This window comes from Breoghania sp. L-A4, from assembly GCF_003432385.1.
GTDB lineage: Bacteria > Pseudomonadota > Alphaproteobacteria > Rhizobiales > Stappiaceae > Breoghania.
Genome location: NZ_CP031841.1, coordinates 4,633,144 through 4,656,349 on the forward strand (window position 1 = coordinate 4,633,144; position 23,206 = coordinate 4,656,349).

Here is a 23,206-nt window from a genome sequence, read left to right on the forward strand (position 1 = left end):
TGCCAGGAATGTTCGAATCATACGCATCGGAGGAACCCTCTTGTCATCGTCGCAGTGCCTCCGGCGCGTTCCGTGCTCGTGTTTCAAGCGGCCGCGCCAGGGCGATCACTGCACCGAGGTCAGCTTCAGCGACGCGATGCCGGCGGCGACGTTCAGACCGGTCTGCACCTGAACGCTGAGCGGATTCAGCGCGACGGACTTGTCCAACCCGCCCACAAGCGCGTTGGCGCCGACACCGGCACCAAGCGTGGCCTCGGCCGTCACGCCGGCATAGTCGCCTTCCAGCGCGCCCGGCTCAACATCGGAGCTCGGCGCGAAAACGGCCCAGGACAGCTGGGTCACGTTGGTGACGCCAACATCGATGCCGAACTTGGTGATCGAGCCCGTGTAGACCTCGGTCGCACCCTGAACGGGATGATAGGCGCAGCTCAGGGTCTTCGACGAACCGAAGATGAAGCCCGTGCCGCCGGCCACCGTGCAATTGAGGACACCGGCCTTCACGCCGGCATCCTCGGCATGCGCGAGCCCGACGGGCGCAGCAGTGGCGATGAGGGCGGTGGCGAGCAGTGCTTTCATAGAACGTGTCATGTGTATTCCTTTCGCTGTGCTCGCGCGAGCGTCGCGGAACATCTGCAACCAAGCGTCATCACGAAGTTGACGACCCAGCGGCGAACGCGCCACCAGAACGACCGTGATTCAAGGCTCGGGAATACAACGGGGCGAGGAACCATTGGTTCCATCGCCCCGCACACATGAACTCGCAGACGGCCTATCTGACGTTGCCGCAGAACCGCTGGATGCGCATGCAGGCTTCCTCGAGCGCCTCGGTCGAGGTGGCGTAGGAAATGCGGAAGTTCGGTCCCAGACCGAAGGCCGAGCCCTGCACAACGGCCACGCCTTCGGTCTCCAGCAGCTCGGTGACGAAATCCTCGTCCGTCTCGATCACCTTGCCCGAAGGCGCCGTCTTGCCGATCAGCCCCGCGCAGGAGGGATAGACATAAAACGCGCCTTCCGGCGTCGGGCAGGAAATCCCGGTCGCCTGGTTGAGCATGGACACCACCAGATCGCGGCGCTGCTTGAACACCTTGTTGTTCTCGCCGATGAAGTCCTGCGGCCCGTTCAGCGCCTCGACCGCCGCCCACTGCGAAATCGAGCAGGGATTGGAGGTCGACTGCGACTGGATCTTGGCCATCGCCTTGATCAGTTCCACCGGACCCGCGGCATAGCCGATGCGCCAGCCGGTCATCGCATAGGCCTTGGAGACGCCATTGACCGTCAGCGTGCGCTCGTAGAGCGCCGGCTCGACCTGCGCGGGCGTGGTGAACTCGAAATCGTCGTAGACGAGATGCTCGTACATGTCGTCCGTCATCACCCAGACCTGAGGATGCTTCATCAGCACGTCGGTGAGCGCCTTCAGCTCGGCGCGCGTGTAGGCGGCACCCGAGGGGTTGGACGGCGAGTTGAAGATCAGCCACTTGGTCTTCGGCGTGATCGCCGCCTCAAGCGCCTCCGGCGTCATCTTGAAGCCGGTGTCCATGGAAGCGTCGACGGTGACCGGCGTGCCGCCGGCCAGCAACACCATGTCCGGGTAGGACACCCAGTAGGGCGCAGGCACCAGCACTTCGTCGCCGGGGTTGATCGTCGCGATCAGCGCGTTGTAGAGCACCTGCTTGCCGCCGGTGCCGACCGTCACCTGCGCCGGCGTGTAGTCGAGGCCGTTCTCGCGCTTGAACTTGTCGCAGATCGCCTGCTTCAGTTCCGGGATGCCGTCGACGGCGGTGTATTTGGTCTTGCCCTGATTGATGGCATCGATCGCCGCCTGCTTGATGTTCTCGGGCGTGTCGAAATCCGGCTCCCCTGCGCCAAGACCGATCACGTCGCGGCCCGCGGCTTTCAGTTCCCGCGCCTTGTTGGTGACCGCGATCGTAGCGGACGGTTGCACACGGGAAAGCGCGTCGGCGATAAAGGCCATCTGTATCTCCTCACTCTCGGATCGCGACGGAGGCACGTCCGGTCCGAAGCAAAATCCGGCGAAATGGAGCCATTCCGCCGATCCATGGAACGCCATATGCTCTAGGCCCGGCAGCGTCGAAGTTCAAGCCCGATCCGCCGGATCGGGCCGGCGGCGGCAAATTAACATGGCGTGAAAGCATTCCTTAGAATCTTCGCTGTAGGAAATAACGCCACTGAAGCGGCAACCGGAATTGGCCTCATGCTGGCACTGCTGCGCTCGGGCGACTGGCTAACGCGCGAGCGGATCAAGGTCTATTCGTGGATACTGATCGCCCAGGCGCTGCTCGCGCTGGCGGGCCTGGTCGTGTTCGCCGACGGGCTGGTCGACGCCTTCGGCAAACCGCTGGGCACGGACTTTTCCAATGTCTGGACCGCGGGGCGCATGGTGCTCGAGGGTCACGCGCCACTGGCCTATGACCCGGCGAGCCACTATGCGGTCCAACAGCAGACCTTCGCGCGCGCCGATATTCCCTTCTACGGCTGGCATTATCCGCCGTTCTTCCTGCTGGTCGCAGCCGTGCTGGCGCTGCTGCCCTATGCGCCCGCGCTTGTGCTGTGGCAGGCGGCAACGCTGCCGCTGTATCTCGTCGTCGTGCGAAAGATTGCGCCGCACCCGCTAACGCTTGTGGCCGCGCTCGCCTTTCCCGCGGTGTTCATCAACCTGGGTCACGGCCATAATGGATTTCTGACCGCCGCGCTGATCGGCGGCGCGCTGCTGTGCCTCGACAGGCGCGCGATCCTGGCGGGCGTGCTCATCGGGCTGCTGGCGTACAAGCCGCAGTTCGGGATTTTCCTGCCGCTCGTGCTGGCCGTGAGCGGCCGCTGGACGACCTTCGCGGCAGCCAGCCTGACCGTCGCGGCGCTGGTCGCGGTCGCAACCCTTGCCTTCGGCATCGACATCTGGACCGCGTTCCTGGAGAGCACCGGGTTCACGCGCGAAATTGTGCTGGAGGCCGGGGGCACGGGCTGGGAGAAGATCCAGAGTCTGTTCTCGGCCGTGCGCCACCTGGGCGGCAGCGTCGAGGCGGCCTATGCGGCACAATTGGTCCTGGCCGCGGCGCTGACCGTCTCGCTGACATGGCTGTGGCGCGGATCCAGTGCGTTTGCGCTGAAAGCCGCCGCCCTGATCGCCGCCTCGCTTCTGGTCACCCCCTATGCGCTGGACTACGATATGGTGGCGCTCGCCCCGGCAATCGCCTGGTTCGCCGCCCACGGCGTACGCATGGGTTTTCGCGACTGGGAGAAGACCACGCTCGCGGTGTTGTGGATCGCTCCACTGATCTCGCGAACCATTGGCGGCCATATTCCGCTGCCGATCGGCTTCCTCGCCATGCTTGCCTTCTATGGTGTCGTGATGAACCGCGCCTGGAGCGAGCAGAGTGTTGCAGCCGCACACGGAGACATACGGCATGCCTAGCCCAGCGACATCCGCCGCCGCACCGCTCGCCGCGAGCCCGCACGGCACGCCCGAGGATGCAAGCAGGCGTCACAGCATCGCGGTGCTGCTGCCCTGCTACAACGAGGCGGAGACCATCGCACCGACCATCGCCGGCTTCGCCCAGGCCCTCCCCGGCGCCCGGATCTACGTCTACGACAACAATTCGGCGGACGAAACGGCGGCGAAGGCCCAGGCAGCCGGCGCGAGCGTCCACCGGGAGCACCTGCAGGGCAAGGGCAACGTCGTGCGCCGCATGCTGGCCGACATCGACGCGGACATCTACCTGATCGCCGACGGCGACATGACCTATGATCCGAAGGCCGCCTCACTGCTCATCCAGACACTGGTCGCCAACAACCTCGACATGACCGTCGGCGTCCGCCAGACCGATGAGTCCGAGGCCTACCGCCGCGGCCACCGCTTCGGCAACCGAACCTTCAACCACATCGTGCGCGGCCTGTTCGGCCCGGCTTCTCCGACATCTTCTCCGGCTACCGGGCGATGTCGCGGCGCTTCGCGAAATCCTTCCCCGTGAGTTCCTCGGGCTTCGAGATCGAGACCGAACTGTCGATCCACGCGCTGGATCTGAAGATCGCCACGGCGGAGGTGCCGGTGCGCTATGCGTCGCGTCCCGAAAACTCGCATTCCAAGCTCAACACCTACCGCGACGGGCTGCGCATTCTTTGGATCATCATGAAGATGTACCGCGCGCTGAAACCGCTGCACTTCTACGGCGGCATCGGCCTCGCCCAATGCCTGGTCGCGGTCATTCTCGGCGCGCCCATCGTCGCCACCTTTCTAGAAACCGGGCTGGTGCCGCGCTTCCCCACCGCGATCCTTGCGACCGGCATCATGCAGATCGGCATCCTGAGCACCACGGCCGGGGTGATCCTCAAGGCCATCAGCGAGGGCCGGCGCGAGGCCAAGCGGTTGCGCTACCTGCAGCTGCCCTCGCTCAGCGCCATGCCGACGTTCACATGAGCGGGAGACCCTCGTGCGCGGTGAATTGACCACGTTCGTACGCTTCTGCCTCATCGGCATCCTCGGTCTCATAATCGACGCCGGTGTGCTGCTGCTGTTGCACCGGGGCGTCGGGCTCGATCCGATCCCCGCGCGCGTGCTCGCCATCCTCGTCGCCGTCAGCGTCACCTGGGGCTTCCACCGCCGCTACACCTTCAGCTCACAAGATCCCCGCCGTACGGCCGAATGGCTGCGCTTTGTGGCCGTGAACGGCGTCGGCGCGGCGTTCAACTTCTCCGTCTATGCCGCCCTGCTCTTCGTCTTCGCCGCGCTCGAGCCACTGGTCGCGCTTGCCGGCGCCTCGGCTGCGGCGCTCATCGTCAATTTCACCGGATCGCGGATCTATGCCTTCCGCGGGCGTCCTGGCTGACCGTTCGCCCGGGAACAAATGTTTGCCGCTTGCCAAACCGCGGGCGAGCGGAAACCATCCCCCAAACAAGCGATACGGGGGAGACGGTGATGAACCTTGCGAAACTGGCGGCCGAACGGGCCGCGTCGGGCAATCCCGTCCGGGTCGGGCTGATCGGCGCCGGCAAGTTCGGCTCGATGTTTCTCTCGCAGGTGCCGACCAGCCCCGGCCTTGCAGTGACGGCCATCGCCGATCTCGATCCCGAACGCGCGCGCAGGGCATGCAAGGACGTCGGCTGGAGCAGCGAATGCATCAGTGCGGTCCGGTTTCTCGACAGCGGCCGCGACCTGATCGCCAGCGGCGATGTCGACGTGGTCGTGGAGGCGACCGGGCACCCGCTGGCCGGCATCAAGCATGCGCTCGACGCCATCGGCAACGCCAAGCACATCGTCATGGTCAACGTGGAGGCGGATGTCCTCGCAGGGCCCATGCTGGCGGAGAAGGCGCGCGAGGCCGGCACGGTCTACTCGCTGGCCTATGGCGACCAGCCCGCGCTGACGGCGGAAATGGTCGACTGGGCGCGCGCCTGCGGCTTCCGGGTCACAGCCGCCGGCAAGGGCACCAAATATCTTCCCAGCTATCACCTCAGCACGCCGGACACCGTCTGGGGCCACTACGGGCTGACGCCTGAACAGGCTCAGAGCGCGGGCATGAACCCGCAGATGTTCAACTCGTTTCTCGACGGCACCAAGTCGGCCATCGAGATGGCGGCCATCGCCAACGCCTGCGATCTCGCCGTGCCCTCGGACGGATTGCGGTTCCCGCCATGCGGGGTCGACGACCTGGCCCATGTGCTGCGCCCGCAAGAGGCCGGCGGCCAGCTCGAAGGCCCGGGGATGGTCGAGGTGGTCTCGAGCCTGGAGCGCGACGGCCGCCCGGTCTACCGCGACCTGCGCTGGGGCGTCTATGTGGTGCTGGAGGCGCCGAACGACTATGCCGCCGCCTGCTTCGCCCAATACGGGCTGAAAACGGACGACAGCGGCCGCTACGCCTCCATGTACAAGCCGTTTCACATGATCGGCCTGGAGCTGAACATCTCGATTCTCTCCGCCGCCCTGCGCAACGAGGCGACGGGCCAGCCAACGGATTTTCGCGGCGATGTGGTGGCCGTGGCCAAACAGAACCTCAAGCCCGGCGACAGGCTCGACGGCGAAGGCGGGTTCACGGTCTGGGGAAAGCTGCTGCCCGCGCGCCGGAGCGTCACCCTGAACGCACTGCCCATCGGCCTGGCGCATGGGGTCACGCTTGTCCGGGACGTGGCCGCGGGCACGGTGATCGGCTGGGACGACGTCTCCCCGATCGAGGGTGTCGCCGCCGATCTGAGGAGGCAAATGGAAGACAGGCTGCGCGGCTGACCCGGGCGCGCAAAAAATACGGCCGGCAACGCATGGCGCCGCCGGCCGTCGAGGCATCGTCAGGGAGGGACGATCAGAAGGCGGCGCCCGGCTTCAGGCCGATCCGCTTGAGGATCATCGCCAGCGGGCAGAAGCCGGTGAAGGCCGACTGCAGCAGGTTCGCGCCCACAAAGGCGGTCAGCCACAGGAAGCGCATGTCGACATACAGCGCCAGCAGCAGCGAGGCGAGAATGACGGTGCCCGCGAAGGCCAGAACGAAACGATCGATGGACATGGATTTCTCCTTGAAGGACGTACCCGGACAGGCAGGTGGCGTTCCTATAAATTAGTATTTTAGAATATAATAATATAGATCGCAAAACGCAAGCCCCCCGGCAGGCGGCAGCGCAAACCCATCGCCCGCAGTGATCGGTCGTATCAAAACATTTGGCTGGTTGCCGGCGCGGACCGGCCCTAGGATTCAACGGCGGACCCATTCCACACGGCTTTCCGCCCGCCGGTCGTTTTTCTGACCCCACGGCCTCGCACATACAGGACATTTCGAATGCACACGCTTTACTCGATGCGGGACTCCGGAAACTGCTACAAGCCGCGTCTGGCCATGGCCCAGCTCGGCATCGCGTTTCGCGTCGAAACCGTGGATATTTTTTCGGGCGCCACCCACACGCCGGAATTCCTGGCCATCAGTCCCAAGGCCCGCATTCCCGCCCTGCGGCTGGCCGACGGTCGGACGCTCGCCGAATCCAACGCCATACTGCTGTATCTAACCGAGGGCACCGATTTGCTGCCCGGTGACGCCTATGAGCGGGCGAAGGTCTACGAGTGGTTGTTCTGGGAACAATATGTCCATGAGCCGGCCATCGCGGTGGCGCGCTACTGGTGGTCGCTGAAGCCCGGCGGCCGCGCGGAAAAGGCCGATCAGTTCCCGCTGTGGCACGAGAAGGGCAACGCCGCCCTGGCCCTGATGGACGAGCATCTGGCGGGCAACGACTTTCTCGCGGCGAACCGCTACACGGCGGCCGACATCGCGCTCTACGGTTACACCCATGTGGCGGACGAGGGCGGCTTCGATCTCGGCCGCTATCCGGCGGTCCGCGCGTGGCTCGAGCGCGTGGCGAACCAGCCCGGACACGTCCCCATGGACTGGCAGCCCTGACGCCGGCAAGGACGGCCTGCCAAGACCGTTAACGAACCGGTAAGCCATTGCCACGTTTCCGCCCCGAAAAGCCTCCGCATTTGTCATATTCAGAGCATTTCCGCGTCTCATTCGCACGGCACAGTGACGGCTGATCGAAACGCGATAATGCGCGGAGGAAGACGGCATGGCACACGATCACGAACGGTCCGCCATCAAGGGAACAACCGGCATGCACACACGGCCGGCCATGGAGACAGTCCGGGGCGACACGCCCCGGGGCACCGGCGCGTTGCGGGCGCCAATGCGGCTGGTCACCCTGCTCACAGGCGCGGCATGCCTGGTGTTGTTTCCCGCGGTCGCCACGGCGGCGACCCAGGCGCAGTCCCCCGCGATCGGCATCGGAATTGCCTTTGCCACGCTTGTTGTGATGTTCGCCCTGGTCGCTGCCATGTGGCGGCGCTTCGCCCGCCAGTTCCGGCGCTCCGCCCGGCCGCGCTGGGAAGACTGGGGCTGATCCGGCCGCGCTGCCGCGCCGTTCCCTTCGCGGCGCGGCGCCTCTCGACGGATTTTGAGAAAAGGTATTCTATGTGCGGGTTCCTGACCGCCGCGGAGCGCGCACATGGCCATCGAACTGACCATCAATCCCGAGACCATCCGCATGCTCGTGCAGAAGGCGCGCGTCGCCAACGCCGCCCTTGAGGACACGTTCGAGGACGGCCACGAGGGCGATGTCGAGTTCGATCCCGATACGCTGAGCGAAGGCCATCACCACGAAGGCCTGGTCGAAGAGGAAAACGACGATTTCTCGGCCGAGGAATTGACGGAACTGATCGACGATCTGAACGTCGATGAGGCGGCGGAACTCGTCGCCATCGCGTGGATTGGCCGCGGCGACTATGAGCCGGCCGATTTCGCCTCCGCAACAGACGACGCGCGCAGCCGCGCCGCCGGTCCCACCTCCACCTATCTTCTCGGCATGCCGATGCTGGCCGACTATCTGGAGGCGGGGCTCGACACGCTGGAGCTTTAACGGCCGGCAGCACCCGGGAATGAACGCATCGATCGTCTTGCTCGCGTGCCGCCTTCTCCATTCGGGCGCACGGCCGGCCCGCCATCATCGCGCTTGCATCGCCCGGTGCGCTCGGTTACGCGAGCGGCATGACCAGGTTCACCGCCAATACCCTGCTGCTGACCGCCGCCGCGATCTGGGGCTCCGCCTTCGTCGCCCAGGCGACCGCGATGGACGACATCGGCCCGCTGTATTTCAGCGGCATCCGGTTTCTGATAGCCAGCCTGTGCGTCGCGCCGTTTGCCTGGCATGAGGCGCGCAAGGCAAAAAGCGCGTCCCAGCCGCCGGTCTCCCGCCGCCACTACCGGTCCTTCGTGTTCCTCGGTCTCGCCTTCTTCTTCGCCATTGCGATCCAGCAGATCGGCCTGGTCGCCACCACGGTGATCAACGCCGGTTTTCTGACGGCGCTCTACGTGGTGCTGGTGCCGCTTCTGGGGCTGGTGGCATTTCGCGAAAAGCCGCATGTCATCGCCTGGCCCGCCGCCGGCACGGCGCTTGGCGGTATCTGGCTGCTGGGCGGCGGCGCGCTCACCGGCGGCAATCTCAACTGGGGCGACGCCGCCATGGTCGCCTGCGCGGTCTTCTGGGCAATCCACGTCGGCATGATCGGCCGCATCGGCGCCGACAGTGGCCGGCCGCTGATGCTGTCGCTGGTGCAATTCATGGTGGTCGGTGTTCTGGGCGTCGGCCTGGGGCTGGTGTTCGAGGAGTTGAGCTGGGCGGCCATCGAGGGCGCGGCCTTCGAGCTGTTCTACACCAGCGTGATTTCCGGCGGTCTCGCCTTCACGCTGCAGGCCGTGGCGCAACGCTGGACCCGCACGGCCGACGCCGCGATCCTGCTGTCGTCCGAAGCCCTGTTCGGCGCGCTCTTCGGCGCCTGGCTGCTGGGCGAACGGCTGGGGCCGCTGGGGCTCGTCGGCTGCGGCCTGATCTTCGCCGCCATCCTCGCCGTGCAACTAGTGCCGATCATGGGTTGGGCGCGCCTGCGCCGGGCCTGAGCCTAACGGCGCAGGTTCGGCCCCATGCGCAGAATGACCGCCCGGGGCACGCAATAGTCGCGATAAAATTGCGCCGAATTGCGCAGCCCGCACAACTCGCGCTGGATCACCACATGCCACAGCGCCTCGCCCGCTTCCGCCAGAAGCGCCGCGCGCCGGTCGGCGTCCGCTCCGCCGCATTCTTCGAACTCCCTCAGCCGCGCGAGCCGGTGCTCGAGCCTGGTGCCCAGCCGCGCCAGCGTGCCCGCCTTCTCGGCCAATACTTCGGCCTCGAGCGCGGCGCTGAGCGGGTCGAGCTCCTTGGTAAATTTTCGCGGCGGACGAAGGGACATGGGCACTCCTTGGTCCTAATGAAGGAAGTGCTGTCGGCAAGGTCAAGAGGGACACGTCCTGGAAAGGGCTCGCCGCATCCCTGTTTGCAATTGCGCGGCCCGCCCTTATACCGGTCGGCAAAACAATCTCGGGAGGACTGCGTGAACGAGCCTCATGTATTGATCGCGGGCGGCGGCATCGGCGGCATGGCCCTGGCGCTGACGCTGCATCAGATCGGCGTGCGCTGCACCGTTTTCGAAAGCGTGCGCGAGCTCAAGCCGCTCGGCGTCGGCATCAACATCCAGCCCAACGCGGTGCGCGAGCTGTTCGATCTCGGCATCGGCGCCGATCAGCTCGACCAGGTGGGCGTGCCCGCCAGGGAATGGGCGCTGGTGGGCCAGCACGGCCAGGAAATCTATTCCGAACCGCGCGGCCTTCTCGCCGGCTACAACTGGCCGCAATACGCCGTGCACCGGGGCGCGCTGCACATGCTGCTCGCCCGCACGCTCGCCGAACGCGCCGGCCCGGACGCCATCCGCCTCGGCGCGCGCGTCACCGGCTACCGCAAGAACCCGGACGGCACGGTCACCGCGCTGATCACCCATGCCGACGGCGCAACGAGCGAGGAGACCGGCACGCTGCTGTTCGGCGCGGACGGCATTCATTCCGCCATCCGCGCGCAGATGCACCCGGACCAGCCGCCGATCCACTGGGGCGGCGCGGTCATGTGGCGCGGCACCACGCGCGCCAAGCCCGTGCGCACCGGCTCGTCTTTCATCGGCCTGGGCACACACCGCCAGCGCATGGTCATCTACCCGATTTCCCCGCCCGATCCCGACACCGGCCTGGCGCTGATCAACTGGATCGCCGAGGTCACCTACGACGATCCGTCGGCGCGCGATTCCACCCGTTGGTTCGGCGAGGCGCCGCTGGACGACTTCGCGCATTACTTTGCCGACTGGACCTACGACTGGATGGACGTTCCGGAACTGCTGCGCGGCGCCGATGTGGCCTACGAGAACCCGATGATCGATCGCGATCCGGTCGACACATGGATCGACGGCCCCGTCGCGCTGATGGGCGATGCGGCGCACGCCATGTACCCCACCGGTTCGAACGGTGCGAGCCAGGCGATCATCGACGCACGGGTTCTCGGCGCCATGATGCTGGAGCGCGGCGTGACGCCGGCGGCGCTCGCCGCCTTCAACGACAAGCTTTGCGGCCCCATCTCCGAGCTCATCCTGCGCAACCGCGGCGCGGGACCCTTCGGCCTGCTCAATCTGGTCAACGACCGCTGCGAAGGCGTGTTCGAGAACATCGACGACGTAATCCCGCCGGACGAACGCACCGAGTTCATGGCCCGCTACAAGGCCGCAGCCGGCTTCGCCATTGACACGCTCAACGCGGCCGGGCGGACGATTGCGGACGGGGCACGGGTGGGCGGAGGCTAGAGCGTTTCCTTGTTAAATGGGATCAATTCTGTTGGTCCAAACCGGTTCGATCCGCGAGGAAACGGGCGAACGGCGTAGCCCATGCTACGGCGGAGGCCGTTGACGCGGCGGACGGCCGGTTTCGACCAACCCTTTGGGCGGGATGAATTTTCCCGATTATCGGCGAGGCCCGTCCCGGCCAGATCCGCGATATGCCCTTCGCCAATCCTCTTGATCCTCGACAAAATTCATCGCCGCAGAATGGGTCCATTTATCAAGGAAACGCTCTAAGCAATCCCCGCTCGGGGTCATTCAGGGCGCCGCGAAGGCCGGGCGCACGGCGGATGTTTCCCCGCCGCGGCCGAGCGCACCGTCTGCCGGATGATCCGGAGGCGTCGCCTGCTGCGCGACAATGAGCGTCACGGCGAGGTCTCCCACGCCGTGACGCTCATCGCCATGGTCGAAATTCTGATCCGGCGACACGCTCGTCCATGAATGGCGGAGCTGCGGCCCTCAGATGTATTCGACGCCGGTGATCTCGTAGGAATGCGCGCCGCCGGGCGCCGCGACCTCGATGGTGTCGCCGACTTCCTTGCCGATGAGGGCGCGGGATATCGGCGAGGAGATCGACACGCGGCCGGACTTCACGTCCGCCTCCACGTCGCCGACGATCTGGTACCGTTTCTCTTCCTCGGTGTCCTCGTCGATGAGGGTCACCGTGGCGCCGAACTTGATCGTGGCGCCGGACATCTTGGAGACGTCGATCACCTCGGCGCGGCCGAGCTTGTCCTCGAGCTCGTTGATGCGGCCCTCGTTGAGGCTCTGCTGTTCCTTGGCGGCGTGATACTCCGCGTTCTCTGAGAGATCGCCGTGGGCGCGCGCTTCCGAAATCGCCTGAATGATGCGCGGGCGCTCCACCGAGGTCCGATGCTTCAGCTCAAGCTCGAGCTGGGCGTGCCCGCCGATCGTCATCGGTACTTTTTCCATAACCCTGGGACCTCTTTGGCCTCTGCACGACGCCCCTCGGGACGCGTCAGACAATATGAATAGACCGACCTGCGAGCGGAGGTCCGCTCATAGGCCGATCTGTCTAAGATCGTGGGAGCGTCCCTTCGACGTCTCACGAGAGACGCCGGCGCTCCGGTGTGAACCCCGGGGATCCCCCCCGGGCGCTCGGGCAGTCGAATTAGGCAACCGCTGGGAAGTAGTCCTGCAGCGGCCGGACTTCAAGATGACCGGTTTTATATGCCTCGATGCCCTTCGTCGCGGCGATCGCGCCTGCGAGCGTCGTGTAATAAGGCACCTTGTGAAGCAGCGCCGCGCGCCGAAGCGACCGGCTATCGGAAAGAGTCGAAGCACCTTCGGTCGTATTGAAGACCAATTGAACCTCTCCGTTCTTGATAGCATCGACGATGTGCGGTCGTCCTTCAAGAACCTTGTTGATTTTCGAGCACGCAAGACCGTTTTCTTCAAGGAAGCGCTGCGTGCCGCCGGTGGCGATAATCGTGAACCCGCAGTCCAGCAGCAGCCGGACCGTGTCCACCACGCGCGGCTTGTCGGCGTCGCGCACGGAGACAAAGGCCGTGCCGCTGGTGGGCACCAGGGCGCCCGCGCCCAGTTGCGACTTGGCGAAGGCCACCGGATAGGCGCGATCGAGCCCCATGACCTCGCCGGTCGAGCGCATTTCCGGGCCGAGGATCGTGTCCACGCCCTGGAAGCGGGCAAACGGGAAGACGGCTTCCTTGACCGCCACATGCGCGATGTCGGGCTTTTTCAGATTGAATGACGCCAGGCTCTCGCCCGCCATGATGCGGGCTGCGATCTTGGCCACCGGGATGCCGATGGTCTTGGCGACGAAGGGCACGGTGCGCGAGGCGCGCGGGTTGACCTCAAGCACGTAGATCACGTCGTCCTTGATGGCGTATTGCACGTTCATCAGGCCGCCGACATTGAGTCCCAGGGCCATGGCGCGTGTCTGACGCTCCAGCTCCTCGAGCATGGCGGGCGACAGGGAATGGGCCGGCAGCGCGCAGGCCGAATCGCCGGAATGGATGCCGGCTTCCTCGATGTGCTCCATGATGCCGCAGACGAACACGTCCTTGCCGTCGCACAGCGCGTCGACATCGACCTCGATGGCGTCGGACAGATAGCTGTCGATGAGCACCGGACTGTCGCCGGAGACGACAACCGCCTCGTTGATGTAGCGATCGAAATGGGCGTCGTCGCGGACGATCTCCATGCCGCGGCCGCCCAGCACGTAGGACGGACGGATCACCGCCGGATAGCCGATCTTCCTGATGATGGCGCGAGCCTCGTCGGCCGAGCGCGCGATGCCGTTGTTGGGCTGCTTGAGATCGAGATCGTGCAACAGCTGCTGGAAGCGGTCGCGGTCCTCCGCCAGGTCGATGGCGTCGAGCGAGGTGCCCAGGATCGGAATGCCGGCCTCGCTGAGCGCGTGGGCGAGCTTGAGCGGCGTCTGGCCGCCGAACTGCACGATCACGCCGTGCACGGTGCCCCTGGTCTGCTCGACGCGGATGATCTCGAGCACGTCCTCGGCGGTCAGCGATTCGAAATACAATCGGTCCGAGGTGTCGTAGTCGGTCGACACGGTCTCGGGATTGCAGTTGATCATGATGGACTCGTAGCCCGCGTCCGCCAGCGCGAAGGCCGCGTGGCAGCAGCAGTAGTCGAACTCGATGCCCTGACCGATGCGGTTCGGCCCGCCGCCCAGGATGATCACCTTCTTTGCGTCCGACGGCCGGGACTCGTCCGCGGGCGCGCCGGCGAACGGCGGTTCGTAGGTCGAATACATGTAGGCGGTCGGCGAGGCGAACTCCGCCGCGCAGGTATCGATGCGCTTGTAGACCGGATGCACGTTCAGCGCGGTGCGCACCGCCTTGACGTCCTTTTCGCTCTTGTCCGCGAGCTTCGCCAGCCTGGCGTCGGAAAAGCCCATCGCCTTGAGCATGCGGAAGGCGCGGGCGTTGTCCGGAAGGCCGTGCTTGGCGATCTTGGCCTCCAGCTCGACGATGCTGCGGATCTGGTCCAGGAACCAGGGATCGATCTTGCACGAGGCGTGGATCTGGTCGTTGCCGACGCCCAGCCGCATCGCCTGGGCCACCTTCAGCAGGCGGTCTGGCGTCGGCGTGCCGAGCGCCGCGCGAATGGCGTTCTTGTCGTCGCCCATGCCCAAACCGGGGATCTCGATTTCGTCGAGGCCGGACAGACCCGTCTCCAGGCCGCGCAAGGCCTTCTGGAGGCTTTCGGGGAAAGTGCGGCCGATGGCCATGACCTCGCCCACCGACTTCATCGCCGTGGTCAGCACCGGCTCGGCGCCGGGGAATTTCTCGAACGCGAAGCGCGGGATCTTCGTGACCACATAATCGATGGTCGGCTCGAAGGCCGCCGGCGTTGCGCCGCCGGTGATGTCGTTTTCCAGCTCGTCCAGCGTGTAGCCGACCGCGAGCCGCGCCGCCACCTTGGCGATCGGAAAGCCGGTGGCCTTGGACGCCAGCGCGGAGGAGCGCGAAACGCGCGGGTTCATCTCGATGACGATCAACCGGCCGTCTTCCGGGTTGACGGCGAACTGCACGTTCGAGCCGCCGGTCTCCACGCCGATCTCGCGCAGCACAGCCAGCGAGGCGTCGCGCATGATCTGGTATTCCTTGTCCGACAGGGTCAGAGCCGGCGCGACGGTGATCGAATCGCCCGTGTGCACGCCCATCGGGTCGATGTTCTCGATCGAGCAGATGATGATGCAATTGTCGTCACGGTCGCGCACCACCTCCATCTCGTATTCCTTCCAGCCGAGCACCGATTCCTCGATCAGCACCTCGGTGGTCGGCGAGGCGTCGAGACCGCGCTCGAGAATCTCGAGGAACTCCTCGCGGTTGTAGGCGATGCCGCCGCCGGTGCCGCCCATGGTGAAGGAGGGACGCAGGATGGCCGGCAGGCCGATCTTGTCCAGCGCGGCGAACCCGTCGGCCATGCAATGGGCGAGATGCGATGTCGGGGTTTCAAGGCCAATCCTGTTCATCGCCTCGCGAAAGCGTTCGCGGTCCTCGGCCTTGTCGATGGCGTCGGCGGTCGCGCCGATCATCTCCACGTCCCACTTGTCGAGCACGCCCATCTTGCGCAAGCTGAGCGCGCAGTTGAGCGCCGTCTGGCCGCCCATGGTCGGCAGCAGCACCAGCTTTTCGTCCGGGCGCTCGCGACGCTCCTTCTCGATGATCTTCGCGACGATTTCCGGGGTGATCGGCTCGATGTAGGTGGCGTCGGCCAGATCCGGGTCGGTCATGATCGTTGCCGGATTGGAATTGACCAGGACAATGCGGTAGCCGTCGGCCTTCAGCGCCTTGCAGGCCTGGGTGCCCGAATAGTCGAACTCGCAGGCCTGGCCGATGACGATCGGGCCTGCGCCGATGATGAGGATCGAGGAAATATCGGTACGTTTTGGCATCGTGGCTCGCAGCGTGCCCGCCATGGACGCGGGAGCGCCCCGGTTCGGGTCACGATCGTGGTGTAGAGAGGCGGTGTTGCTGGGCGCGGGTTATAGGGAAAAAATCGCGGCGCGGGAAGACCGGTTGACCCCCATTTGCCGGATAATATCGAGATCGGTCCTGTTTTTGCCCGGACGGCGTCCTCAAGGAGTGGCCGAAAACGCGCGCAACCCCACCGGCCGCGGTCGGTCGCAGACGCCGCGATGATGCCCGCGACGCATGGTCCCGCACCCGGACGCCTTCTGGATCCGGCTGTGCATGATCCGGATTTGCTGGACAGCATGATTTGAAACTGGTGAAACGTATTCATGTTTCCAGATTTTAGTCTGAACAGGACATGCGATATTTTAATAAGGTGGAGCGGCTCCCGGCTGAATGCTCAAAAGCCAGTTATCCCGGAATCTTGGCGTATTTCGCAATATAATTCCGATATAATTTTATGAACACTTTTAACATATACCGACAATTCACTTAGGGATACAGATGGATGAACTGTAATTTTCGAAAAGGTGCCATAATTTTTCATTTGTATCTCTAATTATTAAAATTTTCGGCTCCGGATTATCTTTCTAAAAATTATTTGTATTGTCAATTAATGCTGTTCTCATGAATGCCTTTGCGTTATGAAAGAAATGTGCGACGAGCCTCCCGCAGCAGGGAAGCGTCTCCAAGTGCAGCGATAGGGCGTTACAGTTTCCGGCGCGATGCGCTGACCGGGCGTGGCGCTTTCGTTCTGGGAATCCCGGGTGCATGAGAATGCAAACTTGCTTCCGGCAAGTTGTATCCGCTTGCATCCAAATCACGCTGCATGATGACTTGACCTATATCGATGAGTGGTTCGTTGGCAACGATGAGTGGTTCGAAACAAGACAGCGCCTCCGGGAATGTCGTGCAATTCCCCGGCGCAGCCGAGACGCGCGGACAGGGCACGGTTGCATCCGATGCCGGCCGCGGTTTGGCTCTGCCGCCAGCGGTGCCTGGAACGCGTCCGGAGCACTCTGGCGAAATGCGCGGCAACGCGGCTTTGGAGACGCGCGGCGGCGACTATCTGCTTCATGCGCGCGCGTTGCACGGTTGGGCGGATTATCTGGCGGCGAAGGATATCGACTACGCCGCGCTGGCGCGCCGCGCCGGGGTCGACCATGTCGATCCGTCGTGCTTTGAGAGCTACGTTGGCGCCGCCCGGTTTTCCCATTTCCTCGAGTTGGCGGCGGACGCATGCGGCGACGAACTCGCCGTTTTGCGCTGGATCGACAGCGTCAGCGACCTGGCGCTTGGGCCCGTCCTGCTGTGTCTTACCTATGCGCCGACGCTGCGCGCCGCGATCGACGTGCTGTTGCGCTTCCAGATCGCCCATGTTGACGCGGCGGCGTGCGAAATTTTCGAGAAAGACGGCATCACGACCGTTTCGTGGAGCTATTCGCCGGTTGTCCTGTGGCCTGAGCAACTGGTGGATCGAGGCGCCGCGCTGTTTATCGGCCGCATCCGGACGATGCTGCCGCCGGACGCCGCGCCGCTGGCGGTCGAGCTCAAGCGGCGCAAGCCGGGCTCGGTGGCGCTGCATCACAAGCTGCTCGGCCCGGACGTGACGTTTGAGGCGGAGCGCAATGCGTTTTCTGTCGCCACGCACCTGATGGACGCACGCAATCCCAATGCGGACGCGAATCTTTTTGCGGCGCTCAGCGCCCTCAACGAGCGTCTGGTCGGCGAACGCCGCGGCAAAAGTGACATGGTGCTGAGGGTGAAGGAGGAAATCCTGCGCCGGATGAGCCACGAGACACTCGCGCTCGAACCGATCGCGCGGCATCTGGGTTACAGCAGCCGCGGCTTGCAGCGCCGGCTTGCCGGCTACGACACCACCTTCCACAATCTGCTTGAGCAGACTCGTAAAGAGACGGCCAAGCGCTATATCGAGGAAACGGATTTCCGCATCTCGGAGATTTCCTACAGGCTCGGGTTCTCGACCATCGGCAACTTCACGCGTGCGGCCAAACGCTGGTTCGGCTGCACGCCACGTGAATACCGTCAGGGCCTGCAGGGGTGCCCAGGCGCGGATAGTCGGATTCCGTCAGCGTGTGGCGACCGGTCTGCGGCGAGCGCCAGACGCCACAGGATACGGCCGTGTTACCAAGTTTGTATCGCGGCCTTTTGTCATGCCTCAACGGTCATGATTGTGTGGTACGCGCTCGGTATCCGGGACACGGATGCCGGCTGAACCGAGTGGAGCTTCCGTATGCGTCATGCGGAAAATCCCGCCCGGCGGTGTATCGGGATAAATGTTCGGCATCGACGGCGAATTCGCAAATGCGCTTTGGTGGCATACTTCCGCTACGCGATGGATGAATCCCGCCGTATGCGCCAACGACAAGAAGAAGAACAAAGGAATTGAAACGCCAAGCGGGCAGTCCAGAACGGCGATTGGCCGGCAGCGCAAGCGAGCCGGCATGGCGCTCAGGCGCCCGATCGCCTCAGTCCCGCGCATTCCCCGAATGCCCTGGTAGCAGCGAGCCTTGATGTGGAGGGCTCAATTCACAACGATAATCCACTCACAAGCAGGTACTATGAATACGAACGTGAAAACACCCGTGGCTGTTCCCGACATCGCTCAGCCGATTCAGACGTCGGTCGACGATGAGACTCTGCTCTCGATCTCGGAAATGGCGGACCGGTTCCAGGTCACCCTGAGGACGCTCCGCTTCTACGAGGAAAAGGGGTTGCTGTCCCCGGTCCGTCGCGGATCGCGCCGGTTCTACCGCGAGCAGGAAATCGGCCGCATGCGGGTTATTCTGCAAGCCAAGCGCATCGGCCTGACGCTCGTGGAAATCCGCCAGGTCCTGAAGCTCGCGGTTGGCAAGACCCAGCGCGCGGAACAGCTTCGCAAGCTGCGCGAGATCTGCTCGCAGCAGGAAGAGATGCTGCGCGACCAGTATGAGCAGGTTCGTTTGCAGCTGGCGGAAACCGAGCAGGTTCTCGGCCAGTTGGAAGAACTGATGAAATCGGAAGCTGCCTGACGCTCACCTCGAGCCGATCGCAAACAAAAAACGCCGACGGTCCGTCGACCGCCGGCGTTTTTGTTTACATGTCCTCGCCATTGCCCGAGCGCGCGGCGTCCTGAGCGGGCTTCCGCGATCAGGCGCGTTCGGCGACCTGCGCGTCGCCCTTGCGGGCGCGGATCAGGTTGACAAAGCGGTTGAACAGATAATGACTGTCGCGCGGGCCGGGCGAGGCTTCGGGTGATACTGCACCGAGAACACCGGCTTGCCGGTGACCCGCAGTCCGCAGTTCGATCCGTCAAACAGCGACACGTGGGTCTCCTCGACCGTGTCGGGGAGACTTTTCGCGTCCACCGCGAAACCGTGATTCATCGAGGTGATCTCGACCTTTTCCGTGGTGCGGTCGAGCACCGGATGATTGGCGCCGTGATGGCCCTGATGCATCTTGGTCGTGGTGCCGCCAAGCGCCAGGCCGAGAAGCTGGTGGCCCAGGCAGATGCCGAACAGCGGCACGTCGGCTTCGATCACCTTGCGGATCGCCGGCACGGCGTATTCACCCGTGGCCGCCGGATCGCCGGGGCCGTTGGACAGGAACACCCCATCGGGCGCCAGCGCCAGCACGTCCTCGCCGGTGGCCGTTGCCGGCAACACGGTGACCCGGCAGCCCTGGTCGGCCAGCAGCCGCATGATGTTGCGCTTGATGCCGTAGTCGATGCACACCACATGATAGCGCGGGTCTTCCTGGCGGCCGTAGCCGTGTTCCCACGTCCACGGCGTTTCGTCCCAGGTGAAGCGCTGCGCGGTGGTCACCGACTTCGCCAGGTCCATGCCCTCGAGATCCGGCACGGCCTTGGCCTGCGCCTTCAGCGCGTCGAAATCGAACGTGCCGTCGGCCGCATGCACAATCACCGCGTTCTGCATGCCGCCTTCGCGGATGTGGACGGTCAGCGCGCGGGTGTCCACGCCGCAGATGCCGACGATGCCGCGCGCCTTCAGCCAGTCATTGAAGCCGCGCATCGCGCGGTAGTTCGACGGATCGGTGATGTCGGCGCGCAGCACGACGCCGCGAATGCCGGAGGCCGCCGCCATGTTGACGGTCTCGATGTCCTCGTCATTGGCGCCGATGTTGCCGATATGGGGGAAGGTGAAGGTGATGATCTGGCCGGCGTAGGACGGGTCCGTGAGGATCTCCTGATAGCCCGTGATCGCGGTGTTGAAGCACACTTCGCCTTGCGCCGTACCCACGGCGCCGAGCCCGAATCCCTCGATTACGGTGCCGTCTGCCAGAATGAGGGCGGCCGTCGTCGGCGTCGCGGACCAGGCGTCTGCGTTCGTCATGGGTTGCATTCTCGATCCGGTTGATGACATCATGCGCGCGCCCGCCTGGGTCCGGCCGGCAGGGCAGCCGACAACACCTCATTGAGGCGCGCTCAGGCGCGCACACTAGGGCAACAAAAAGCGCTGGTCAACACTCGACAACGCGAAATTTCACTATAAAAATCAGTATCTTAGGAATTCGGCGTGAGACGGCGTGCAGTGGGAGTGTTCCGCGGCGGCCGCGATGTCCCGAAACTCCGTGAGGGAAGTCATGCGCGAGCACATCAATGCCGCATTGAAGAAGGCCGTCGAGGCGCAGGACAAACGCCGCGCCGCGACCCTTCGTCTGATCTGCACCGCGATCAGCGACCGGGCGGGCGCTGCGCGTGAACAGGGCCGCGATGGCGTCACGCCGGAAGAGGTGCTCGACATCCTGCGCCGGATGATCCGCCAGCGGAAGGAATCGACCGTCGAGTACGAGGCGGCAGGAAAGCTCGATCTGGCGCAGCAGGAGCGCGATGAAATCGCGATTATCCGCGAGTTTCTGCCCAAGCAGTTCGACGATGAAGAGATGCAGCAGGCCTGTCAGGCCGTGGTCGACTCGCTGGGCGCGCACGGCCTGCGCGACATGGGCCGCACCATGACGGCGCTCAAGGAGCGCTATCCCAACAAGATGGATTTCGCCCGCGCCAGCTGCATGGTCAAGGACCTGCTGCGCGACGCCGGCAACGCCTGAGGCGCCCTTTCTTCACAACGCCGTCCCCGGGTTGTCCCCAGCGTGTCCACCGGTTATCAGAAAACCGGTCCACAGCCAGCGTCCGTGTCCGGGAGGCTGAGCGAAATTCGTTCCGCTCAAGCACCACGATTCGCGCTATGCTGACCCCGATCCACCAAGAGCGACCGCATGCGTTTTCCGCCTTCCCTGCTTGACGACATTCGCGCCCGGCTCTCGCTGTCGGACGTGGTCGGCCGGCGTGTGACCTGGGACCGGCGCAAGACGCAGCCCGGCAAGGGCGACTTCTGGGCCTGCTGCCCGTTTCATCAGGAAAAGAGCCCCAGCTTTCACGTCGATGACCGGCGCAATCACTACAAGTGCTTCGGCTGCGGCGCGTCCGGCGACCATTTCCGCTTTCTCATGGAAACCGAGGGCTGTCGTTCCCCGAGGCCGTGGAGCGGCTGGCGGGCGATGCCGGTGTCACGCTGCCCAAGGCGGATCCGCAGGCAGCCGCGCGCGAGCACAAGCGCGCGGGCCTCGCCGAAATCTGCGAGATGGCGGCGAAATTCTTCGAAGGCGAATTGCGCGGCCCGGCGGCGCGCGACGCGCGGAGCTATCTCGAAGGCCGCAAGCTCACCGCCGACACCTTGCGCGAGTTCCGCTTCGGCTTCGCCCCCAACGGCCGCGACGCGCTGAAGAACCACCTCTCGGACAAGGGCGTGGATGAGGCGCAGATGGTCGAGGCGGGCCTGGTCATCAAACCGGAAGGCGGACGCGCCTCCTACGACCGGTTCCGCAACCGCATCATCATTCCGATCGAGAACGAGCGCGGCCAGGTGGTGGCGTTCGGCGGCCGCACGCTGGATCCCGAGGGCCAGCCCAAATACCTCAATTCGCCCGAGACGCCGCTGTTTCACAAGGGCTCGATGCTGTTCAACGTTCACCGTGCCCGCCAGCCGGCCTATGAGGCCAAGGAGGCGATCGTGGTGGAAGGCTACATGGACGCGATCGCCGTCTATCAGGCCGGCGTCCGGCACGTGGTCGCGGCGCTGGGCACGGCGTTCACCGAGGACCAGATCGCCCGGATGTGGAAGCTGGCGGCCGAGCCGGTCGTCTGTTTCGACGGCGATGCGGCCGGCGTCAACGCGGCGCACCGCGCCGTCGACCGGATCCTGCCCTCGCTGAAGAGCGGCTATTCCTTCCAGTTCGTGTTCCTGCCCGATGGCCAGGATCCGGACGATCTGATCCAGGCGGGCGGCCGTGAGCGCTTTCTGGAGGCGGTCCGCGCGGCCACGCCCTTGTCCGACGTCCTGTGGAGCCGCGAGATCACCGGCCGCGAGATCAACACGCCCGAGCGCAAGGCGGCTTTGGAAAAGTCGCTCGACGACATGGTCGCCACGATCCGCGACGACCGGGTCAAGCGCCGCTATCAGCTGGAAATCCGGCTCAAGCTGTCGAACCTGTTCTGGGAAGCGGCGCGCGCGGCGCGCTCCGAGGGACGCGATCCGGGCCGCCGCAAGGATGGCCGGAAGGACGGCCGAAAGGACGGATGGTCCGGTCGCGGCGAGGTCCCACACGGCGATCTGGCACAGGGCCAGCGCATCGAGAGACCGCAGGGCCCGCAGTTCAATACCGAGCGCGTGGTCTGCGGGTTGTGCATTCAGTATCTGGAGCTGTTCGAGCGCCACGTGGAGCGGCTGTCGCAGCTCAGCTTCAACGACGAGCTGCACGATCGCTTCAAGATGGAATTGTGCCGGGTCGCGACCGATCTCGACCGGCAGAGCGTGACATCGTTCTTCGACACGCTGGACCCGCGCTTTTACGAGATCTTCAAGGAAGTCATGCGCGAGGGCGAGGCGGGGGACGCAAAGAAACCCTTGCAGCCGAACTGGACGCGGCTGAACGAGCGGCTGCAGGTGCTCAACTGCGAGCCGCCGGCCGAATTCATCGAGCGCTGTTTCGAGCATTTCCTCGACGAGCTTGAACTGCGCGCGCTGGAGCGCGAGCTCGACGAAGAGCTCGCCGCGGCGGCCGACGATCTTGACGAGCGCGCCTGGCAGCGCATCCAGGCGCTGAAGCAGGAACTGATGCGCCGCAACGAGGAACAGGGCCGGCGCGACCACGATCTCGCGGAAGAGGCCAAGCAGATCCGGGCGGCCTTCACCGCCAGCGGCAACGGCACGCGCGCGTCGGCGGGATTTCTGAAGGCTGGCTAGCGGCCGCGCGCGGCAGCGGCGTCGATTGGTGCGAAAATTGGCGGTGGGTATGGCGGCAAATGGCCTTTTTCGCCTTGACCATAACGAATCACCCTTGCGAATCGCTGCCGCCAAGTTACATACACTTATCTGGACAGCTTGCAGCGCCGCCAAAAGGCCGGGCGAAAAATCATTCCTGTCCAAAATCCTTAAGTGTTCCAAAGGGACCCGCGCGCAGCGAGGGGCCCGGAAGAGCCGTTGAGTCGCAGCTTGAGATCGTACGCCGCGCAACTTTGTTGTGAAGT

21 protein-coding genes and 2 pseudogenes are annotated in these 23,206 nt (G+C 64.7%); 16 read left to right on the plus strand and 7 right to left on the minus strand.

Going from position 1 to position 23,206, the window contains the following annotated elements; translation table 11 throughout:
• Positions 1 to 105: 105 nt before the first annotated feature.
• Positions 106 to 588, minus strand: coding sequence for a DUF992 domain-containing protein (locus D1F64_RS21175; RefSeq protein ID WP_248304539.1), 483 nt, complete (start codon positions 586 to 588; stop codon positions 106 to 108).
• A 181-nt stretch (positions 589 to 769) separates the two neighbouring features.
• Positions 770 to 1,972: a pyridoxal phosphate-dependent aminotransferase gene (locus D1F64_RS21180; RefSeq protein WP_117414767.1), complete on the minus strand. Its 1,203-nt coding sequence runs from the start codon at positions 1,970 to 1,972 to the stop codon at positions 770 to 772.
• A gap of 240 nt (positions 1,973 to 2,212) precedes the next feature.
• Here D1F64_RS21180 and D1F64_RS21185 point away from each other — a divergent pair, with 240 nt between their 5' ends.
• From D1F64_RS21185 to D1F64_RS21200, 5 genes are all read left to right on the plus strand, one after another.
• Positions 2,213 to 3,430: a glycosyltransferase family 87 protein gene (locus D1F64_RS21185; RefSeq protein ID WP_117414040.1), complete on the plus strand. Its 1,218-nt coding sequence runs from the start codon at positions 2,213 to 2,215 to the stop codon at positions 3,428 to 3,430.
• On the plus strand, positions 3,423 to 3,986 hold the full coding sequence (locus tag D1F64_RS25560) for a glycosyltransferase family 2 protein (RefSeq protein WP_346432272.1): 564 nt from the start codon (positions 3,423 to 3,425) through the stop codon (positions 3,984 to 3,986). The genes D1F64_RS21185 and D1F64_RS25560 overlap by 8 nt, the downstream gene beginning before the upstream one ends.
• Positions 3,983 to 4,432, plus strand: a complete 450-nt coding sequence (locus tag D1F64_RS25565) for a hypothetical protein (RefSeq protein ID WP_346432273.1) — start codon at positions 3,983 to 3,985, stop codon at positions 4,430 to 4,432. Before D1F64_RS25560 ends, D1F64_RS25565 begins: the two co-directional genes overlap by 4 nt.
• A 13-nt stretch (positions 4,433 to 4,445) precedes the next feature.
• Entirely contained in the window at positions 4,446 to 4,841 is a 396-nt protein-coding gene (locus D1F64_RS21195) for a GtrA family protein (protein WP_117414041.1), read from the plus strand.
• Between the two features lie 89 nt (positions 4,842 to 4,930).
• Positions 4,931 to 6,235 carry a Gfo/Idh/MocA family oxidoreductase gene (locus D1F64_RS21200; RefSeq protein ID WP_117414042.1) on the plus strand — a complete coding sequence of 435 codons (1,305 nt, stop codon included), beginning with the start codon at positions 4,931 to 4,933 and terminating at the stop codon, positions 6,233 to 6,235.
• Positions 6,236 to 6,308: 73 nt separating this feature from the next.
• Here the strand turns inward: D1F64_RS21200 and D1F64_RS21205 are convergent, their stop codons facing one another.
• Positions 6,309 to 6,509, minus strand: a complete 201-nt coding sequence (locus D1F64_RS21205) for a DUF2892 domain-containing protein (RefSeq protein ID WP_117414043.1) — start codon at positions 6,507 to 6,509, stop codon at positions 6,309 to 6,311.
• 270 nt (positions 6,510 to 6,779) lie between these two features.
• Between D1F64_RS21205 and D1F64_RS21210 the strand changes: the two genes are divergently transcribed.
• The 4 genes from D1F64_RS21210 (at position 6,780) to D1F64_RS21225 (ending at position 9,440) form a co-directional block, all read left to right on the plus strand.
• Positions 6,780 to 7,391 carry a glutathione S-transferase family protein gene (locus D1F64_RS21210; protein WP_117414044.1) on the plus strand — a complete coding sequence of 204 codons (612 nt, stop codon included), beginning with the start codon at positions 6,780 to 6,782 and terminating at the stop codon, positions 7,389 to 7,391.
• Between the two features lie 166 nt (positions 7,392 to 7,557).
• Entirely contained in the window at positions 7,558 to 7,887 is a 330-nt protein-coding gene (locus D1F64_RS21215) for a hypothetical protein (protein WP_117414045.1), read from the plus strand.
• Between the two features lie 105 nt (positions 7,888 to 7,992).
• Positions 7,993 to 8,403, plus strand: a complete 411-nt coding sequence (locus D1F64_RS21220; RefSeq protein ID WP_117414046.1) for a DUF3775 domain-containing protein — start codon at positions 7,993 to 7,995, stop codon at positions 8,401 to 8,403.
• Positions 8,404 to 8,531: 128 nt separating this feature from the next.
• Positions 8,532 to 9,440, plus strand: coding sequence for a DMT family transporter (locus tag D1F64_RS21225; protein ID WP_117414047.1), 909 nt, complete (start codon positions 8,532 to 8,534; stop codon positions 9,438 to 9,440).
• 2 nt (positions 9,441 to 9,442) lie between these two features.
• On the opposite strand, the gene D1F64_RS21230 is transcribed toward D1F64_RS21225, so the two are convergent.
• A complete protein-coding gene (locus tag D1F64_RS21230; RefSeq protein ID WP_117414048.1) occupies positions 9,443 to 9,772 on the minus strand; it encodes a DUF6665 family protein in 330 nt (109 codons plus the stop codon).
• Positions 9,773 to 9,913: 141 nt separating this feature from the next.
• On the opposite strand from D1F64_RS21230, the gene D1F64_RS21235 reads away from it, so the two are divergent.
• Positions 9,914 to 11,203, plus strand: a complete 1,290-nt coding sequence (locus tag D1F64_RS21235) for a flavin-dependent oxidoreductase (RefSeq protein ID WP_117414049.1) — start codon at positions 9,914 to 9,916, stop codon at positions 11,201 to 11,203.
• A gap of 492 nt (positions 11,204 to 11,695) precedes the next feature.
• Here D1F64_RS21235 and greA read toward each other — a convergent pair whose 3' ends face one another.
• Both greA and carB read right to left on the minus strand, forming a co-directional pair.
• The gene (gene greA, locus D1F64_RS21240; protein ID WP_117414050.1) at positions 11,696 to 12,169 is read right to left on the minus strand and encodes a transcription elongation factor GreA; all 474 of its coding nucleotides are present in this window, start codon (positions 12,167 to 12,169) and stop codon (positions 11,696 to 11,698) included.
• Positions 12,170 to 12,368: 199 nt separating this feature from the next.
• The gene (gene carB, locus D1F64_RS21245) at positions 12,369 to 15,641 is read right to left on the minus strand and encodes a carbamoyl-phosphate synthase large subunit (protein WP_117414768.1); all 3,273 of its coding nucleotides are present in this window, start codon (positions 15,639 to 15,641) and stop codon (positions 12,369 to 12,371) included.
• A 1,046-nt stretch (positions 15,642 to 16,687) separates the two neighbouring features.
• Between carB and D1F64_RS21250 the strand changes: the two genes are divergently transcribed.
• The 3 genes from D1F64_RS21250 to D1F64_RS21255 all read left to right on the plus strand — a co-directional run bounded on the left by D1F64_RS21250 (position 16,688) and on the right by D1F64_RS21255 (position 18,692).
• Complete coding sequence (locus D1F64_RS21250) at positions 16,688 to 17,896, plus strand: AraC family transcriptional regulator (protein WP_162901695.1); 1,209 nt, start codon at positions 16,688 to 16,690, stop codon at positions 17,894 to 17,896.
• 61 nt (positions 17,897 to 17,957) lie between these two features.
• Positions 17,958 to 18,182, plus strand: a complete 225-nt coding sequence (locus D1F64_RS23645; RefSeq protein WP_162901696.1) for a hypothetical protein — start codon at positions 17,958 to 17,960, stop codon at positions 18,180 to 18,182.
• Positions 18,183 to 18,266: 84 nt separating this feature from the next.
• Entirely contained in the window at positions 18,267 to 18,692 is a 426-nt protein-coding gene (locus tag D1F64_RS21255; RefSeq protein WP_205470569.1) for a MerR family transcriptional regulator, read from the plus strand.
• A 118-nt stretch (positions 18,693 to 18,810) separates the two neighbouring features.
• Here D1F64_RS21255 and carA read toward each other — a convergent pair.
• Positions 18,811 to 20,012, minus strand: a pseudogene (carA, locus tag D1F64_RS21260) (glutamine-hydrolyzing carbamoyl-phosphate synthase small subunit).
• A 250-nt stretch (positions 20,013 to 20,262) separates the two neighbouring features.
• Here carA and D1F64_RS21265 point away from each other — a divergent pair.
• From D1F64_RS21265 to dnaG, 3 genes and pseudogenes are all read left to right on the plus strand, one after another.
• Positions 20,263 to 20,727 carry a GatB/YqeY domain-containing protein gene (locus D1F64_RS21265; protein ID WP_117414053.1) on the plus strand — a complete coding sequence of 155 codons (465 nt, stop codon included), beginning with the start codon at positions 20,263 to 20,265 and terminating at the stop codon, positions 20,725 to 20,727.
• Between the two features lie 168 nt (positions 20,728 to 20,895).
• Positions 20,896 to 21,081 (plus strand): annotated as a pseudogene (locus tag D1F64_RS25570) (CHC2 zinc finger domain-containing protein); the annotation flags it as partial.
• 77 nt (positions 21,082 to 21,158) lie between these two features.
• A complete protein-coding gene (gene dnaG / locus D1F64_RS21270; protein ID WP_346432274.1) occupies positions 21,159 to 22,922 on the plus strand; it encodes a DNA primase in 1,764 nt (587 codons plus the stop codon).
• Positions 22,923 to 23,206: the final 284 nt, after the last annotated feature.